General features: G+C 70.9%; 16 protein-coding genes. 6 read left to right on the plus strand and 10 right to left on the minus strand.

The annotated features are described in order from the left end of the window. Window positions 1–3 precede the first annotated feature (3 nt). A complete protein-coding gene (locus tag ACY34K_RS04735) occupies window positions 4–1563 on the plus strand; it encodes a hypothetical protein (RefSeq protein ID WP_462743964.1) in 1560 nt (519 codons plus the stop codon). Between the two features lie 78 nt (window positions 1564–1641). Here the strand turns inward: ACY34K_RS04735 and ccsB are convergent, their stop codons facing one another. The 7 genes from ccsB to hemL form a co-directional block, all read right to left on the minus strand. Beyond that, window positions 1642–2730: a c-type cytochrome biogenesis protein CcsB gene (gene ccsB / locus ACY34K_RS04740; protein ID WP_462743966.1), complete on the minus strand. Its 1089-nt coding sequence runs from the start codon at window positions 2728–2730 to the stop codon at window positions 1642–1644. Continuing rightward, window positions 2727–4406, minus strand: a complete 1680-nt coding sequence (gene resB / locus ACY34K_RS04745; protein WP_462743968.1) for a cytochrome c biogenesis protein ResB — start codon at window positions 4404–4406, stop codon at window positions 2727–2729. Before resB ends, ccsB begins: the two co-directional genes overlap by 4 nt. A 5-nt stretch (window positions 4407–4411) precedes the next feature. Beyond that, window positions 4412–5176 carry a cytochrome c biogenesis CcdA family protein gene (locus ACY34K_RS04750; protein ID WP_462743970.1) on the minus strand — a complete coding sequence of 255 codons (765 nt, stop codon included), beginning with the start codon at window positions 5174–5176 and terminating at the stop codon, window positions 4412–4414. 15 nt (window positions 5177–5191) lie between these two features. After that, window positions 5192–5797, minus strand: a complete 606-nt coding sequence (locus ACY34K_RS04755) for a TlpA family protein disulfide reductase (RefSeq protein ID WP_462743972.1) — start codon at window positions 5795–5797, stop codon at window positions 5192–5194. Between the two features lie 67 nt (window positions 5798–5864). After that, the gene (locus ACY34K_RS04760; protein ID WP_462743974.1) at window positions 5865–7109 is read right to left on the minus strand and encodes a polysaccharide deacetylase family protein; all 1245 of its coding nucleotides are present in this window, start codon (window positions 7107–7109) and stop codon (window positions 5865–5867) included. A gap of 322 nt (window positions 7110–7431) precedes the next feature. Then, window positions 7432–8124: a histidine phosphatase family protein gene (locus ACY34K_RS04765; protein ID WP_462743976.1), complete on the minus strand. Its 693-nt coding sequence runs from the start codon at window positions 8122–8124 to the stop codon at window positions 7432–7434. Further along, window positions 8121–9428 carry a glutamate-1-semialdehyde 2,1-aminomutase gene (hemL, locus tag ACY34K_RS04770; protein WP_462743978.1) on the minus strand — a complete coding sequence of 436 codons (1308 nt, stop codon included), beginning with the start codon at window positions 9426–9428 and terminating at the stop codon, window positions 8121–8123. The genes ACY34K_RS04765 and hemL overlap by 4 nt, the downstream gene beginning before the upstream one ends. A gap of 314 nt (window positions 9429–9742) precedes the next feature. On the opposite strand from hemL, the gene ACY34K_RS04775 reads away from it, so the two are divergent. Then, window positions 9743–10309, plus strand: a complete 567-nt coding sequence (locus ACY34K_RS04775; protein ID WP_462743980.1) for a hypothetical protein — start codon at window positions 9743–9745, stop codon at window positions 10307–10309. Between the two features lie 316 nt (window positions 10310–10625). Here ACY34K_RS04775 and ACY34K_RS04780 read toward each other — a convergent pair whose 3' ends face one another. Then, window positions 10626–11450 carry an ABC transporter substrate-binding protein gene (locus tag ACY34K_RS04780; RefSeq protein ID WP_462743982.1) on the minus strand — a complete coding sequence of 275 codons (825 nt, stop codon included), beginning with the start codon at window positions 11448–11450 and terminating at the stop codon, window positions 10626–10628. A gap of 119 nt (window positions 11451–11569) precedes the next feature. Between ACY34K_RS04780 and ACY34K_RS04785 the strand changes: the two genes are divergently transcribed. Continuing rightward, window positions 11570–12097, plus strand: a complete 528-nt coding sequence (locus ACY34K_RS04785; protein ID WP_462743984.1) for a GNAT family N-acetyltransferase — start codon at window positions 11570–11572, stop codon at window positions 12095–12097. Here the strand turns inward: ACY34K_RS04785 and ACY34K_RS04790 are convergent. Further along, a complete protein-coding gene (locus ACY34K_RS04790) occupies window positions 12066–12602 on the minus strand; it encodes a GNAT family N-acetyltransferase (protein WP_462743986.1) in 537 nt (178 codons plus the stop codon). The genes ACY34K_RS04785 and ACY34K_RS04790 overlap by 32 nt on opposite strands. Before the next feature lie 55 nt (window positions 12603–12657). Between ACY34K_RS04790 and ACY34K_RS04795 the strand changes: the two genes are divergently transcribed. The 3 genes from ACY34K_RS04795 to ACY34K_RS04805 all read left to right on the plus strand — a co-directional run bounded on the left by ACY34K_RS04795 (window position 12658) and on the right by ACY34K_RS04805 (window position 15482). Beyond that, window positions 12658–13443 (plus strand): phosphodiesterase, encoded by a 786-nt coding sequence (locus tag ACY34K_RS04795; RefSeq protein ID WP_462743988.1) that lies wholly within the window; start codon window positions 12658–12660, stop codon window positions 13441–13443. A gap of 166 nt (window positions 13444–13609) precedes the next feature. Next, window positions 13610–14461 carry an NAD(P)H-binding protein gene (locus tag ACY34K_RS04800; RefSeq protein WP_462743990.1) on the plus strand — a complete coding sequence of 284 codons (852 nt, stop codon included), beginning with the start codon at window positions 13610–13612 and terminating at the stop codon, window positions 14459–14461. 286 nt (window positions 14462–14747) lie between these two features. Beyond that, window positions 14748–15482, plus strand: a complete 735-nt coding sequence (locus ACY34K_RS04805; protein WP_462743992.1) for a Mut7-C RNAse domain-containing protein — start codon at window positions 14748–14750, stop codon at window positions 15480–15482. Here the strand turns inward: ACY34K_RS04805 and ACY34K_RS04810 are convergent. After that, window positions 15479–16030, minus strand: a complete 552-nt coding sequence (locus tag ACY34K_RS04810) for a MarR family winged helix-turn-helix transcriptional regulator (RefSeq protein ID WP_462743994.1) — start codon at window positions 16028–16030, stop codon at window positions 15479–15481. The two genes, ACY34K_RS04805 and ACY34K_RS04810, sit on opposite strands and share 4 nt — an antisense overlap. Window positions 16031–16226 lie beyond the last annotated feature (196 nt).

Genomic DNA, 16226 nt, shown 5'->3' on the forward strand with positions numbered 1-16226 from the left:
GCCATGGACAACCCGTTTCGCTATCGCGTCTTCTACACGACCCGGCAGAGGATCATCACGAGCGTGCTGGTGCTGGCCCTGCTGACATGGGGCACGGTCACGCTCGTCGACCGGGCGACGAGCCCCGAGAACCGCTCCTGCGCGGCGGGGGTGGAACGGCCGCCGGGCAGCGACGAGTGCGTGGGGGTCTCCGGTGACGGCTTCGACTTCCGGGTGGGGGCGCTCACCGATGTCGCCGCGGCGATCGACCGGGAGAACGACTCGCTGAAGCCCGGCGCGTACGCCACGGTGGCACTGCTGCTGCCGCTCACCTCGACGAGCACCGGTATGCGGATCAAGGTGCTGCACGAGGTGCAGGGCGCCTTCGCCCAGCAGTACCGTGCCAATCACGAGTCGAACAACGAGACCCCCAAGATCCGCCTGGTCCTCGCCAACACGGGCAACGGCAACGCGCACTGGCGGGCCACCGTGGAGCGGCTGAAGGCCATGACCGGTGCCCCGCACCGGTTGCGCGCCGTCTCCGGCATAGCCACCAGCAGCGCCCCGGTCAGGGCGGCGGTCGGCGAGCTCACCCGGGCCGGGATCGCGGTGGTCGGCACCACCATCACCGCCGACGACATCGCCAACGGTTCCGGCAGGACCCCCTTCCCGGGGCTGGCCCGGGTCTCCCCCACCAACAGCGACGAGGCCCGTGCGCTGGCCGCCTTCGGCAGGGTCGACGCGGCGAAGGCCCTCCTCGTCCACGACACCCGCACCGGCGACCACTACACCGACACCCTCAAGGACGCGTTCACCGGCCTGCTGTCGAAGTCGCCCTACGAGCCCCAGCTGTTCACCTCCCCCAAGGACCCGACCGACGAGGGCACCACGGCCAACACGTTCCGGCAGATCACCCATCTCGTCTGCGACACGCGTGCGGAGACGGTGTTCTTCGCCGGACGCCACACCCAGCTGCGCCAGTTCATCAACGCCCTCGGCGCCCGTGGCTGCACGGACCGCAGGTTCACCCTGCTCACCGGTGACGAGGGCTCCTACCTGGGCGCGGATCCCCAGCTCGATCCGGCCGCCCTGCACTCCGGGCTGACTGTGCGCTACGCGGCGCTGGCCCACCCGGAGTCGTGGCGGACGGTGCGCGGCAGGAGCAACCCCGTGACGGGCGGGGCGACCCCTGCGTACGAGCAGTTCCTGCGGATGATGAACACGGCCGCCAGGGCACCGGTCGGGCCGATGGGAGCGGTCCAGCTGGCGGACGGCCAGGCGATCATCGCGTACGACGCGATGGCGACGGCCGTCCACGCGATCCGGCAGGCCACGCCCCGGGGGCAGCGCCTGCCGGCCCTGGAGGACGTCGGCAAGCAGTGGCCGCAGGTGAAGGGCTCACTGCGGGTGAACGGCGCGAGCGGCTGGATCTGCCTGGACAACTACGGCAACCCCTACAACAAGGCGGTTCCCATCGTGGAGCTGACCGGCGGCACCCTGCGGTTCGTGCAGATCGCCTGGCCGGAGGGGAAGCCGCCGGCCCGGGACTGCCTGCCGCCGCGGCGGCCCCAGAAACGCCCGTGACGGGCTCGGCCGGTCCGGTCGGCCGGAACCGCGGACGGACCGGCCGGCGGGGCGGGCCCGCCGGCCGGTCCGTCCGGGTCAGGCGCCGGCGTAGGAGTGCAGGCTGTTCACGAAGAGGTTGACGCCGTAGTAGTTGAACAGCCAACAGGCGAACGCGATCAGCGCGATGTACGCGGCCTTGCGGCCCTTCCAGCCGGCGGTCGCGCGGGCGTGCAGGTAGGCGGCGTAGGCGACCCAGGTGATGAAGGACCAGACCTCCTTGGCGTCCCAGCCCCAGTAGCGGCCCCAGGCGTCGCCGGCCCAGATCGCGCCCGCGATGATCGTGAACGTCCACAGCGGGAAGATCGCGGCGTTGACGCGGTAGGCGAACTTGTCGAGGGTGGCGGCCGACGGCAGCCGCTCCAGCACGGAGCGGGCGAAGCGGGAGGGGGTGCCGCCCTGGGCGAGCTTGTTCTCGTGGCTGTCGCGGAAGAGGTACACCACCGTGCTGACGGCGCCCAGGTAGAAGGCGGAGCCGCAGAAGATGGCGGTGGAGACGTGGATCCACAGCCAGTACGAGTCCAGGGCCGGCACGAGCTGGTCACTGGCGGTGTACAGCCGGGTGACGGCGATGCCCAGGTCGAGCAGGACGGTGGTGACCAGCGGCAGGCCGATCCAGCGGACGTTCTTCTTCGCGGCGAGGAGCCCGAGGTAGACGCCCACCGCCACGGTGGAGAAGGTGATCGAGAACTCGTACATGTTGCCCCACGGGGCACGCTGCACCGACAGGGCACGGGCGACGACGCCCGCTGCCTCGATCAGGAACGCCAGGGTGGTCAGGGAGACGGCGATCCGCCCGTACAGGTCGCCCTTCTCGTCACCGCCGGCCGCGCCCGGTCCGTCCGGCACGTCGCGCGCACCGGCCGCGGCCCGGGTGATGACCGCGGGCTTCTCCAGGACGGCGGTCCCGCCGCCCTGCTGCGTGACCCGGATGCCGACCGCGGCGGCCGGACGGCCGCCGGCGGCGCCCGTCAGCGCGGCCGCGGTGCGGCCGACCCGGCTGCGGCTGCCGAGGACCCACTCGGCGATGTGGGCCAGGAAGGCCAGCGTGTAGACGGCCATCGACGAGTAGATGAGCACATTGCTGGTGTGCGCCAGGCTCTCGTTGGTCGCGGCGGCGAGATTCACTTCACTTGCCCTTCGGCAGGTTCTGCTGCGGGTTCTTCGGGTTCGGGCGCGGTCGGCGCCTGCGCGTTGAGCGTGACGGCCAGGTCGCCCAGCTCCTCGGGGAGCCTCGCGGACTCGCTCCGTCCCAGACCGGCCATCTCGACGACGGTGACGCCGTCGTCACCCCGTACGGCCCGGACCCAGACGCGGCGCCGCTGGATGAACAGCGAGCCGGTCAGGCCGGCGATCGCGGCGACGGCGCCGGCGAGCGCGAGGCCGTTGCCGGGCTGCTGGGAGATCTGGAAGCTGGCCCACTCCTTGATCTCCTTCTCGAAGGTGACCGAGCCGGCGCCACCGGGCAGCTTCATCGTCTCGCCGGGCAGCAGCGTCTGCTTGAAGATGTCGCCGTTGGCGTCCTTGTACGGCGTCATCTTGCTGGTGTTCAGCTGGTACACGTTCTGCGGGAGGCCGCCGTCGACCCGGAGGTCGCCGTGGTAGGCGCTGAGGTTCAGCGCCGGGAAGACGAGCCCCGGGAACTGGGAGAACATCTGGCCCTCGCCCTTGCCCGCGTAGGTCGGGACGAAGAAGGCCGGGAAGCCCAGCTGGACCTTCTTGCCGCTCTTGTCGCGGTAGCCGTCCATCACCTTGATCACACCGGTCGAGGTGATCTTGTCGTCGATGGGCAGCAGGGGCACGGCGCCCTTGTAGACGACGTCGCCCTTGCCGTCCCGGACGGTGACGACCGGCGCGTAGCCGTGCGAGAGCAGGTAGACCTTGGAGCCACCCACCTCCAGCGGCTCGTTGACCCTGATCACGGCCTTCTTGCGAGGGCCGCCGTCCTCGCGGTAGGTGACGTCGGCCTCGAAGGTGCGCGGGGTGCCGCGCTGAGGGCCGCTGAGCTCGTAGGTGCCGGTGAACTGCTTGAGGGTGAAACTGAACGGCTCCAGCTCGTCCGTGCCGAACAGGGAGCCGGACTTGAAGTCGTCGTACTGCGTGAGCGTGTTGGCGAAGCCGTCGCCCTCCACGATCAGTTTGCCGCCCTCGGACTTGAAGAGCTGCCCGGTGGCGAACGCGACGAGCATCACGATCAGCGCGATGTGGAAGACGAGGTTGCCGACCTCGCGCAGATAGCCCTTCTCCGCGGCGACCGCGTCATCGGTGCAGTGGGCGCGGAAGCGGCGCCCACGCAGCATCGCGAGCGCGGCCTCGCGGACCTCCTCGGGCGCGGCCTCGGTGCGCCAGGTGGTGTACACGGGCAGGCGGGTGAGCCGCTTGGGCGCGGCCGGCGGGCGTCCGCGCAGCTGGCCGGCGAACTGCCAGGTGCGCGGGACGATGCAGCCGATGAGGGAGACGAACAGCAGGATGTAGATCGCGGAGAACCACACCGAGCTGTAGACGTCGAAGAGCTGGAGCTTCTCGAAGACGGGCGTCCAGAACTCGTTGTTCTCCTTCCAGGTGGCCACCTTCAGCTCGTCCACGTTGTTCTGCGGGACGAGTGAGCCGGGGATGGCACCGAGGGAGAGCAGGAAGAGCAGGATCAGCGCGACCCGCATGGAGGTCAGCTGGCGCCAGAACCAGCGGATCCAGCCGATCGCCCCGAGGGTGGGGCCGCCGGTGGGTTCTTCCCGGGGGGCGGTGGAGAGCTGCGACCCGGCCGCACCGAGGTCGCGCTCTTCCGTCGTTTCGGTCTTGCTCATGGAAGTCAGATCCCCACCTGGAAGCCGCTGGACCAGCTCTGCATCTCCTGCACGAGGGTGTCCCACGCGCCGGTGAGCAGCAGCAGACCGGTCCCGATCATCATGCCGCCTCCGATCCGCATCACCCACGCATAGTGCCGCTTGACCCAGGAAAAGGCGCCGAGCGCCTTGCGGAAGGCGACGGCGGCGAGCACGAACGGCACGCCGAGGCCGAGGCAGTAGGCGACCGTCAGCAGTGCTCCGCGGCCCGCGCTGGCCTCGTTCGCGGCGAGGGCGTTGACGGAGGCGAGCGTCGGGCCGATGCACGGCGCCCAGCCGATGCCGAACAGCGCCCCGAGCAGCGGCGCGCCGGCGAGCCCGGCGACCGGCCGCTTGTGGAAGCGGAACTCGCGCTGGGTGAACCACGGCATGAGCCCCAGGAAGAAGACGCCCATCAGGATCATCAGGACGCCCAGGACGGTGGTGAGCGTCTCGCGGTACGACTGGAGGGTCCAGCCGAAGTAGCCGAAGAGGGCGCCGCCGGAGACGAAGACGGCGGAGAAGCCGAGGACGAAGAGACCGGCGCCGGCCACCATCCGTCCCCGCCGGGCGTCGGCCAGGTCGGTGCCGGTGACCCCGGTCACGTACGAGAGGTAGCCGGGGACGAGCGGCAGGACACAGGGCGAGAAGAACGAGACCAGGCCGCCGAGTACGGCGAGGGGCAGGGCGAGCAGGAGCGCCCCGCTGAATACCGTCTCGTTGCGGCCCAGCTCGGCGGCCAGGAGGATCACAGGATCACCGCTCCGTCACTTCTCCGCCTGCAGCGGCTTGATCATGTCGCGCAGCTTGGTCTCGTTCAGGGCCATGAGCGAGCGTGCGGCGATCTTTCCCTCGCGGTCGAGGACCACCGTGGACGGAATGGCCTGCGGATTGAGCGTGCCCTTGGGGAATCCGTAGAGGACGATCTCCCCGGCCGGGTCGTACAGGCTCGGATAACCGACCTGGTAATCCTTCTCGAAGGCGATGGCGGGCTGCTTGTTGGCGTCGCGGGTGTTGATGCCGACGAATTCGACGCCCTGCGGCTTGAGGTCCTTGGCCACCTTCGCGAAGTGCTTCGCCTCCGCCCGGCACGGGCCGCACCACGAGCCCCAGGCGTTAAGGACGACGATCTTGCCCTTGAGGTCGGCGACATCGAGCCGCTTGCCGTCGAGGGTTTCGCCCGCCAGGTCCTTGGGCGCCTTGCGCTCGCCCTTGGCGACGGTGTCGATACCGCCGGTGTTGGTGACGAAGTTGGTGTTGCCGCCACCGCCGGACGTGCCGTTGGAGCCGCCGCCGCACGCTGTCAGCGTGAGCGCGGCGGCGAGGGCGCCGGTGGCGAGCAGGATGCCTCGGGGGGTGCGGCTGGGCCTCATGTGAAAAGTTTCGCATGGGCGTTCCCGGGATCTTCCGCACCCCCCTGGGTGACCGTGAAGCCCGATGTCAGGCGGGCTTGAGGAAGGTGTTCCAGCCACCCGCGGGAGACTGCCCGACCTCGAGCGTACGGAGTTTCTCAAGGATCTTGGGGTCCTGGACGTCCAGCCAGTCGCAGAACTGCTTGAAGGAGACCAGCCGTACGTCCTTCTTGGCGGCCATGCCCTTGAGGGCTTCCTCGACGGCATCCATGTAGATACCGCCGTTCCACTGCTCGAAGTGGTTGCCGATGAAGAACGGCGCGCGATTCGATGCGTACGCCCGGTTGAATCCGGCGAGATAGGCATCGGTGGCCTGCTTCTTCCAGGCCGGATAGCGCGACGGCATGCCCTTGGTCGAATTCTTCGACTGATTGGCGAGCATGTTGTAGTCCATCGAGAGGACCTCGAACGAGTGGCCGGGGAAGGGCACGGCCTGCAGCGGAAGGTCCCACAGCCCCTGGCGCTTGGTGGGCCACTTCTGGTGACCGCCCGGCGAGCTGGCGTCGTAGCGCCAGCCGAGCTTCTTGGCCGTGGGCAGGAGGTTGTCCTGGCCGAGGAGGCAGGGCGTGCGGGCTCCGACGAGTTCCTTGCGGTAGTCGAAGGGCAGCGGGTCGAGGTCCTTCCAGCCGCTGATGGTCTTCCACTCGGTGACGAACTTCACCGCCTGGTCGATCTCGCTCTGCCACTGGGCCGGGGTCCACTTTTCGACCGAGCCCGAGCCGGCGCAGAAGTGACCGTTGAAGTGGGTGCCTATCTCATGGCCGTCGAGCCACGCCTGGCGGACGTACTTCAGCGTCTGCTTGATGTGGTCGTCGGTGAGGTAGCCGATGTCGGAGGCGCCCAACCGGTTGTTCGGCGGACGGTAGAGCGTCTTCTTCGACTCGGGCAGCAGATAGAGCCCGGAGAGGAAGAACGTCATGCCCGCGCCGTGGTCTTTGGCCAGTTCCAGGAAACGGGGGAAGAGGCCGTTGCCGACCTCTCCCGCCCCGTCCCAGGAGAAGATCACGAACTGCGGAGGGGTCTGGCCCGGTTCGAGGGGGACGGGCTTGTCGGGCTGATTCGGCTGCTTGCCGGTGTCCGAGGTGGAGCCGTCCCCGATGAGGCGGCCCTCCGGCTTGCCGGCGTTCTGGCCTCCCCGGCCTTCGTCACCCTTGCCCGGCTGTCCGGATTGCCCTTTGTTGTCCTTGTCGTTGAGACCGCAACCGGCGACTCCGATCGCGGCCGCGGCCCCAACTCCTGCTCCCAGCAGTCCCCTTCGGCTTATCCCGCGCATATCGTCCCCATCCGCGCTCGCTTTTTGCCGGATATGTCAGCGAAACCGGCAAAGAGTGAGATGCGTACAGCAGGACGAGGGTTCCCAGGATCATCGGATAATCCTCTGAGTGACCGCCCAGTGACCCGCCGGCCGCGGCGAGCGGCCGTGACCGGCGGAACGGACGGGCCCGGCGAACGGCCGTGCCCGGCCGAGCGGACGAGCCGGCGCGCACGGCCCCGTACGGACAGGCCCGGCGGGGTCGGCCCGGGGTGTGTCTCGAAAGTGGCGTCGTCCGCCCGGAGGGCGCGGCCCCCGGCCGGACGGGACTTTCGAAACACGCCTAGGCGCCGAACGCCTTCGACTTGCCCTTCACCGGCTTGGCGCCGGCGAGGAGGTGCGCCGGAACGAGATCGCGGGCCGGCTCGCTGTAGCCCACGGAAACGATCCTGTCCCCCTGGTAGGTGAACGTCGTCAGCGACGCCAGCGTGCACTGCCGACGGCGCGGGTCGTGCCACAGCCTGCGCCGCTCGACGAAGCTGCGCACGATCCAGATCGGCAGCTGATGGCTGACGCACACCGCCTCGTGGCCGCGGGCGGCGTCCCGCGCCGCGTTCAGCGCGCCCATCATCCGCACCACCTGGTCGATGTACGGCTCGCCCCAGGAGGGGCGGAACGGATTCGTCAGGTGCTTCCAGTTCGACGGCCTGCGCAGCGCGCCGTCGCCCACCCCGAAGGTCTTGCCCTCGAAGACGTTGCCCGCCTCGATCAGCCGCTCGTCGGTGGCCAGGTCCAGCGCGTGCGCCTTGGCGATCGGCGTGGCCGTCTCCTGCGCGCGTTCCAGCGGCGAGGCCACCACATGCGTGATGTCCCGGCCCGCCAGGTGCTCGGCGACCCGGTCGGCCATCTGCCGGCCGAGCTCCGACAGGTGGTAGCCGGCCCGGCGGCCGTACAGCACGCCGTCCGGATTGTGCACCTCGCCGTGGCGCATCAGATGGACGACGGTGATCTCGCCGCCCGCGTCGTTCGCCGTCATGCCGTGGCCTCCGCGGCTGCGCGGGCGGCAGCGGGCAGCGCGGCCGCGATCCGCTCCACGGCCCGCTCGTCGTGCGCGGTGGACACGAACCACGACTCGAAGGCGGACGGTGGCAGGTAGACACCGTCGGCCAGCATCGAGTGGAAGAAGGCGTTGAAGCGGAAGGCCTCCTGCTTCTTCGCGTCGTCGTAGTTCCGCACCTCGTCGGCCGTGAAGAACACCGAGAACATGTTGGACGCGGTCTGCAGCCGGTGCGCCACGCCCTCCTTGGTCAGCGCGCCGGTCACGAGCGACTGGATCTCGCGCGAGACGGCGTTCACCTTCTCGTACGCGGCCTCGTCGAGCAGCCGCAGCTGCGCGAGACCGGCGGCGGTCGCGATCGGGTTACCGGAGAGCGTGCCCGCCTGGTAGACGGGGCCCGCCGGGGCGAGATGCCCCATGACGTCGGCCCGGCCGCCGAAGGCCGCGGCCGGGAAGCCACCGCCCATGACCTTGCCGAAGGTCATCAGGTCCGGGCGCACGCCGTCGACTCCGTACCAGCCCGCCCGGGAGGTACGGAAGCCGGTCATCACCTCGTCGGAGATGTACAGCGCGCCGTTCTCGGCGCAGGCGTCCTTCAGGCCCTGGTTGAACCCCGGCAGCGGCGGCACCACGCCCATGTTGCCGGGCGAGGCCTCCGTGATCACGCAGGCGATCTCGCCCGGGTGCGCGCGGAACGCCGCGCGCACGGCGTCCAGGTCGTTGTACGGCAGGACGATCGTGTCGCCGGCCTGGGCGCCCGTCACCCCCGGCGTGTCCGGCAGGCCGAAGGTCGCCACGCCCGAGCCGGCGGCGGCCAGCAGCGCGTCCACATGACCGTGGTAGCAGCCGGCGAACTTGATCACCTTCGCGCGCCCGGTGAAACCGCGGGCCAGCCGGATCGCCGACATCGTCGCCTCGGTGCCGCTCGACACCAGCCGCACCTGCTCGACGGGCCCGACCCGGGCCACGATCTCCTCGGCGAGCGCCACCTCGCCCTCACCCGGCGTACCGAACGAGGTACCACGGGCGACCGCCTCCTGCACGGCGGCGATCACGTCGGGATGCGAGTGACCGAGAATCATCGGCCCCCACGAGCAGACGAGATCGACGTACTCGCGCCCGTCCGCATCCGTGAGGTACGGACCCGTACCGGACACCATGAAGCGGGGCGTACCGCCCACGGCCCGGAAGGCACGCACGGGAGAGTTCACGCCGCCGGGCGTCACAAGGGACGCGCGGTCGAAAAGCGTCTGTGAGACTGGGGCTTCGTATGAATACGGCACTTTGGTCCTGACCTGCGGGAACGAGTTGACGGACGGGCAATGCGGAGGCACGGCCGCCGGAAGGCGACTACGTTGAGCATCCTGGCTCACCATCGCGTATACAGCGGTGTGCACCTTGTTTACGACGGGGCGTCGGTCCTCCGCGTCTGCGAAACTGGGGCGTCATAGGGAAAGCTCACGGAATCCATGGTGTCAGAGGCCCGGACGTTCTCGCGGACAGGTGTTTCGCCGCACGTGCGTGGGGGAGGTCACTGTCACGATGATCGGGTTGCGCGGCGGGGACTGTGCTACCTAAAAAGCAGTCGGGTGGAGATATGCATCGCGGTGGCGGACTGGGCGAGGGGACCGACGACCTGGGACCCGAGCCTGCCCGGCGGGGGAGGCACCGACGCGAGCGGGACAAGCCCATCGGGCCGATCGGAAGCGGGAATGGGGGTGGCCGGATGGGCGTGACCTACAAATACTTCGGCGCGCCCAACGGCGCCACGGCGGCCCGCGTGCCGATCTCCATGCGCCCCGAGGAACTGGGCGGCGACGAACTCGGCATGGGTGGCATGTTCACCAAGATCAAACCCGAGACGATAGCCGCGATGGTGCTGACCGGAATCCAGGGCATGCCGCTGCACAAGGTGCCGCCACTGGAGCTGGTGGTCCTCCACCCGGACTACGCCGTGGTGAAGCTCCCCATGACGGTCGTCGACCCGCTGCGCGGCATCGGCGAGGAATCGGTGGGCGCGGCGGCCTTCATATGGTCGACGGTCCCGGACCGCGGCGGGCCGCGGGACGCGTTCAACGTCTATCAGCTGCTGCACGAGTGGCAGGACTTCTCGGTACGGCTCCACGAGGCGGGCCACCAGCCGTACTGCCTGGTCTGGCCCTGAGCCCCGGCGGTCCGCCGAGCCGGCCCACTCCGTGAGAAGCGGGGCCGGGTACGGCCTGCGTGCTGTGCGGGCCGCGTCCGGAGCCGGCGCCGTGCGGGCCGGGTGTGAGCCGGGGCCGCACCGACCGCGTCCGGGTCAGCGCCCCGCGGGCCGGGTGTGAGCCGGCGCACGCGGGCCGCGTCCGGAGCCGGCGCCGTGCGGGCCGGGTGTGAGCCGGGGCCGCGCCGACCGCGTCCGGGTCAGCGCCCCGCGGGCCGGGTGTGAGCCGGCGCACGCGGGCCGCGTCCGGGTCAGTGCCGCGCCGACCGCGTCCGGGTCAGTGCCGCACGGGCCGGGTGTGGGTCAGTGCTCCGGCGACGTCGTGGAGGAAGCGGGCGCAGGCCGCGGGGCTGGGCGGGGCCTCCGGGTTCCAGTCCGCGGTGTGGACGTCGGGAAGCCGGTCCTTCTCCGGCGGGGCCGCATGGACCCGGCTGTCCACGAGGAGCAGATCGGGGCGGAGCTCGACGGCCCGCTCCCAGTCGGTCGTGAGCCAGCTGGTGCCACCACCCGGTCCGGGGTCGATCAGCCGGACTCCCAGATCCCTCAGGTGCCGCAAATCGGGCCAGGCCTCGGGGCGGGCCAGATGCACCTGGTCGGGACCGCCGCCCGAGAGGGCGAGAACCCGCGGGGGCGAGGTCGTCCCGCTCGCGTCGTGCACGGCCCGCTCGGCCGCCCGGAGGCCGTTGTCGTCGCCGGCGTCCGGGTGCCCCAGAGCCGCCGCGAGTTCGCGGAAGCGCCCGAGGATGCTCGAGAGGGACGTCCCGCCGACGGAGAGAGACACCAGCGGCACACCGTGCGTCTCCCAGATCCCGTAGGGCGTGCTGTCGTCGTAGGTGACGTCGACGAGGAGGTCCGGCCGCACGGCGTCCAGTGCCTCGCCGGTCAGGTTCTTGCCCGGGCCGAGATACGGCACGTCCGCCGCGGTGAGGGGGCCCGCCTTGGCCGGATCGAGTACGTCGCCGTCATGGCCCGACCCGTAGACGGCGACGGGCCGCACGCCCAGGTCGTGGAGGGCGGCTCCGGCCCGTATGTACGCCACCAGCCGTTCCGGCCGGTGGGCCGTCCGTATCGTCTGTCCCCTGTCGTCCGTGAACTCCCACACAGCCGTTCCCCTCCCTGCCCACACCGTGTTCGGTGGCCGGACTTCGCCCCCACCTTGGAGCGGTTCCCGGTCGCGCACAAGACCGCCTCCTGTCGCACCCCCGGCCTACAGTTCCTCGTATGGGAGTGCGTATCGAGGCATGGTCGGAGAGGGACTTGCCGCTGCTCCGGGCGGCGAACGCGGCGGAGCTGATGGCTCATCTGGGCGGCCCCGAGACGGAGGAGCAGCTCGTCAAGCGCCACCAGCGGTACGTCGACCTGAGCGCGGACCGCACGGGCGCGGGCCGGATGTACCGGATCGTCCTGCTTCCGGAGGAGCTTCCGGTGGGGACGATCGGTTTCTGGGAGCAGACCTGGGACGGCATGCGCGTCTACGAGACGGGCTGGACCGTGCTGTCCGGCTTCCAGGGGCGGGGCGTGGCGACGGCGGCGACGGTCGCGGTCGTGGAGCGGGCACGGGCGGCGGACAAGCACCGCTATCTGCACGCCTTCCCGTCCGTGGACAACGCGGCGTCGAACGCCGTGTGCCGGAAGGCCGGCTTCGAGCTGCGCGGCGAGCGCGACTTCGAGTACCCGCCGGGGAACCCGCTGCGCAGCAACGACTGGCGGTTCGACCTCAGGGCCGCGCCAGCTCCTTCAGGAAGCTGAAGGCGACGATGTCCAGGCGCTCGCGCAGGTAGAAGCGGTGGGCGTCGGTGCGTTGCGTGCCCGAGTCCAGACCGAGGGAGTGACAGCCCTCGTCGCGGGCCCGCCGCTCCAGGTGGGCGAGGAGGGCGCGGCCCACACCGGTGGAGCGGGCGTCCTCGGCGGTGACCAGGTCGTCGATGTAGAGCTTGCGGATGTCGACGGTGTTGTCGACGATCCGCCACCCCGCCACGCCCAGGCACCGGCCGCCGCCTTCGCCGGTGCCGCCACCCGCGCCCGCGACGGCGTCGGCGTCGGTGCCGGTGCCGGTGCCGTCGGCCGCGCCCGCGCCCGCGCCCGCGACGGCGTCTGCGTCGTACGCGGCGGAGAAGCGCAGGCCCTGCGCGTACCCCCTGGCGTACACCTCCCCGAACAGCTCACCGGTGAGGTGGGGACGCAACTGCCGCAGTACGGGGAGGACTTCGGCACCCAGCCGGGGATCGCCCGGGTCCAGATCGATGATCTTCACAACGGCACCGTACAGCAGTGCACTAATGGTTTATGATCACTTAACCATTAGGACCATGAGGCGCGGTTTCGCGCGCGGTTCAACGGAGGGGGCTCCTGTGCTGCTGGCACACATCAGCGATCTGCATCTCGACGGCACCGAGCGGGCGACGGAGCGGACCGAGCGCGTCGTCACCTACCTGAACGCGATGCCCCGGCGACCGGACGCCGTGCTGGTCACCGGCGACATCGCCGATCACGGCGCACCCGACGAATACGCCGAGGCGGCCGAGCTGCTGGGGCGCCTGGAAGGACCCGTGCTCACCTGCCCGGGCAACCACGACGACCGGGCCGCCTACCGCAAGGGGCTGCTGGGCGAGGAGGACGGCGGCACCGGGCCGGTCAACCGGCTCCACCACGTGGCGGGTCGCGCGCTGCTGCTCTGCGACTCGTCGATCCCCGGCGAGGCGGCGGGGCTGTTCGACGACGAGACGCTCACATGGCTCACGCGCACGCTCGACGAACTGGGCGACACTCCGGCCCTGCCCGCTTTCCACCACCCGCCGGCTTTCCTGCACCACCCGTACATCGACTCGATCCACCTGACGAACGCGGACCGGCTGGCCGAGGTCCTGGAGGGCCGGCCGAACGTGCCGGCCCTGGTGACGGGCCACGCGCACACGGGCGCCGCGACGACGTTCGCGGGACGCCCGCTGCTGGTGGCGCCGGGGGTCGTGTCGACCTTGCGCCTGCCCTGGGAAGGCGGCGAGGGGCTGACGGACCGGATGGCACCGCCCGGGGTCGCCTTCCATGTACTGGAGGACGACGGCCGGGTGACCACGCACTTCCGCGTCGTTCCGTAGAGAACAACTCTCCGAACAACTCGACACCGGCCGGTTCCGGGACCCGCGGGCCGGCCGCGAGCAGCGCACGCCCCCGCCCGTAAACGGTTTGACGGACGGGGGCGCCTGCCGCATATTTATCTGCGTCACGCAGATTCTTCCTCACGCAAGGGAAAGGTTCCCTGTCATGAACGTCCTCGTCACCGGCAGCCGTGGCCGCGTCGGCTCCACACTTGTGCACCTCCTGCACGACAAGGGGGTGAAGGTACGGGCCGCCTCCAAGAGCCCGGCGGATCTCACCCCGCCGGTCGGCGTCGAGACCGTACGGTGCGACCTCGGTGACCCCACCACCTTCGAAGCGGCTCTCACGGGCGTCGACTCGGTGTTCCTGTACGCCGACCCCACGCACATCGACACGTTCCTGGCGCAGGCGCGGGAGGCGGGCGTCCGGCATATCGTGCTGCTGTCCTCCAGCTCCGTCCTCACGCCCGGCGCCGCGGACAATCCGGTCGCGGCCCCGCACCTGCGGGCCGAGCGGGCCCTGGCCGCCGCGGCGGAGGACGGCTCCCTGGACGTGACCCACCTGCAGCCCGGCGCCTTCGCGACCAACGCCCTGCAGTGGGCATGGGCGGTGAAGTCCGGTCGCGCCGTGGAGCTGCCCTACCCCGGTGCCCACGGCGATCCGATCCACGAGGCGGACATCGCCGACGTGGCGTACGCCGTGCTGACCGACGAGCGGCTGCGCGGCTCGTCCTACCTCCTGACCGGCCCCGAGTCGCTGACCTTCGCCGAGCAGATCGCGATCGTGGGGCATGCGGCGGGCCGTGAGATCCCCGTCGCCGAACTCACGCCGGAGGCCTGGAAGGCCTCGGTCGCGGAGTACCTGCCGGGCGCGTTCGCCGACGCGCTCCTGGAGTACTGGGCCGGCAGTGACGGTTCCCCGGTGGCGCTGACCCGGACCGTCGAGGAGCTGACCGGGCGACCCGCCCGCACCTTCGCCCAGTGGGCGGCCGAGCACGCGGACGCCTTCCGCAGCTGAGCCCCGCCGGGGCCGACCGCCGCGGGGTGCCCCCGCTGCCGGGGCGGGCCACCGTCCGGCGCTCCCGCCGTGCCGGAGCGAGACCGGAGCAAGACCGGAGCCGGAGGCGGACCGGAGCCGACGCGGGCCGAAGCCGACGTGGACCGGAGCCGGCGCAGGCGCAGGCGACGCTGGCCGGAGCCGCGCCGGAGCGACACCGGAGCCGGAGGCGGAGCGGACGGTGTCGCCCGGAGCCGGAGCCGAAATGGCCTGGCTGGGCCGACGGGCCTGGTGGCATGCTGGCGGCGTGAACGGACCGGAGATCCACATCAGTTTCTCGCCCGACCTGGGTCTTTTCGTCGCGGCCCCACGCCGCGACGGCCGCACGGCCCTGGTGACGGACGGCGCCTCGACGCTCGGGCACGTCGTCGAGTCGCTCGGCGTTCCGCTCACCGAGGCGGGCCGGCTGCTCGTGGACGGCCGTCCGGTCACCACCTCGCACATCCCGGTGGCCGGGGAGCACGTCGAAGTGCTCGGCGTCGAGCGCCCCCAGCCCGTCCCGGGCGCGCCGCTCCGATTCCTGCTGGATGTCCATCTCGGCACGCTGGCGCGCCGGTTGCGGCTGCTCGGCGTCGACGCGGCCTACGAGAGCGAGGACATCGGCGACGCGGCGCTGGCCGCGCTGTCGGCGAAGGAGCGGCGCGTGATGCTCTCCCGGGACCGGGGGCTGCTGCGCCGCCGCGAGCTGTGGGCCGGGGCCTACGTCTACAGCGACCGGCCGGACGACCAACTGCGGGACGTGCTGGAGCGGTTCGCGCCTCCACTCGCCCCGTGGACGCGCTGCACGGCCTGCAACGGCCGGCTCACGGACGCGGACAAGGACGAGGTGAGCGAGCAGCTGGAGCAGGGCACGCAGCGCACGTACGACGTGTTCGCGCAGTGCACCGCCTGCCGACGGGTGTACTGGCGCGGTGCGCACCATGCCCGGCTGGAGGCCATCGTCCAGGACGCCCTGCGCGAGTTCGGGGACGCGGCGGCCTAGGGAGCGCAGCCTGATCCAGAAGAAGCGCTCTGGCCGGGCCGGTCCAGCTCGCCCGAGCGGAGGCGCTCCATCTGGCGGGCGCTGAGTTCCGTCGTCCGCCGCATATGGGTGATGAGGAGGGCGATCTCCTCGTCGCTGTACGCGTCGAACATCGCCGCCCAGGCGCCGTTCAGCCGGTCCCAGACAGCGCCCAATTCGGCCATCCGCTCGGGGACGGTGACGACGAGGACGCGCCTGCGGTCGTGGGCGTCGCGCTCCCGGGTGACGTAGCCGGCCCGCTCCAGGCGGTCGACGAGCCGGGTCGCGGAGCCGGTGGTGAGCCCGGTCAGTTCGGCGATGCGTCCCGTGGTGACGGGCGTGGTCTCCATGGACAGCAGGTTGAGGCACTGCAGGTCGGTGGGGTGCAGCCGCAGATGGTCGGCGAGGGACTGGTTGAACAGCGCGTACGCGGCCATGTAGCGGCGCGACTCGCCGAACAGTTCGGCCATCAGGGCGGGGCGCCCGGCGTTGGCCGGGGCGTCCGGCTCGGTGGAACTCTTCTGCGGCATGCAGAGAGTGTACGAAACAGACTTCTGAAGGGCCTCTGCCTGAGGAAGCTCCGCCCGGGGAACCCCGGGCGTCACCGCCGTCACCGCGTCACGCCCTCACCGCGTCATCGCGTCACGGCCTCACCGCGTCATCGCGTCACGGCCTCACCGCGTCACCGCGTCACGGCCTCACCGCGTCACCGCGTCACGGCCTCAC

It is taken from the genome of Streptomyces sp. STAM6, from assembly GCF_054963715.1.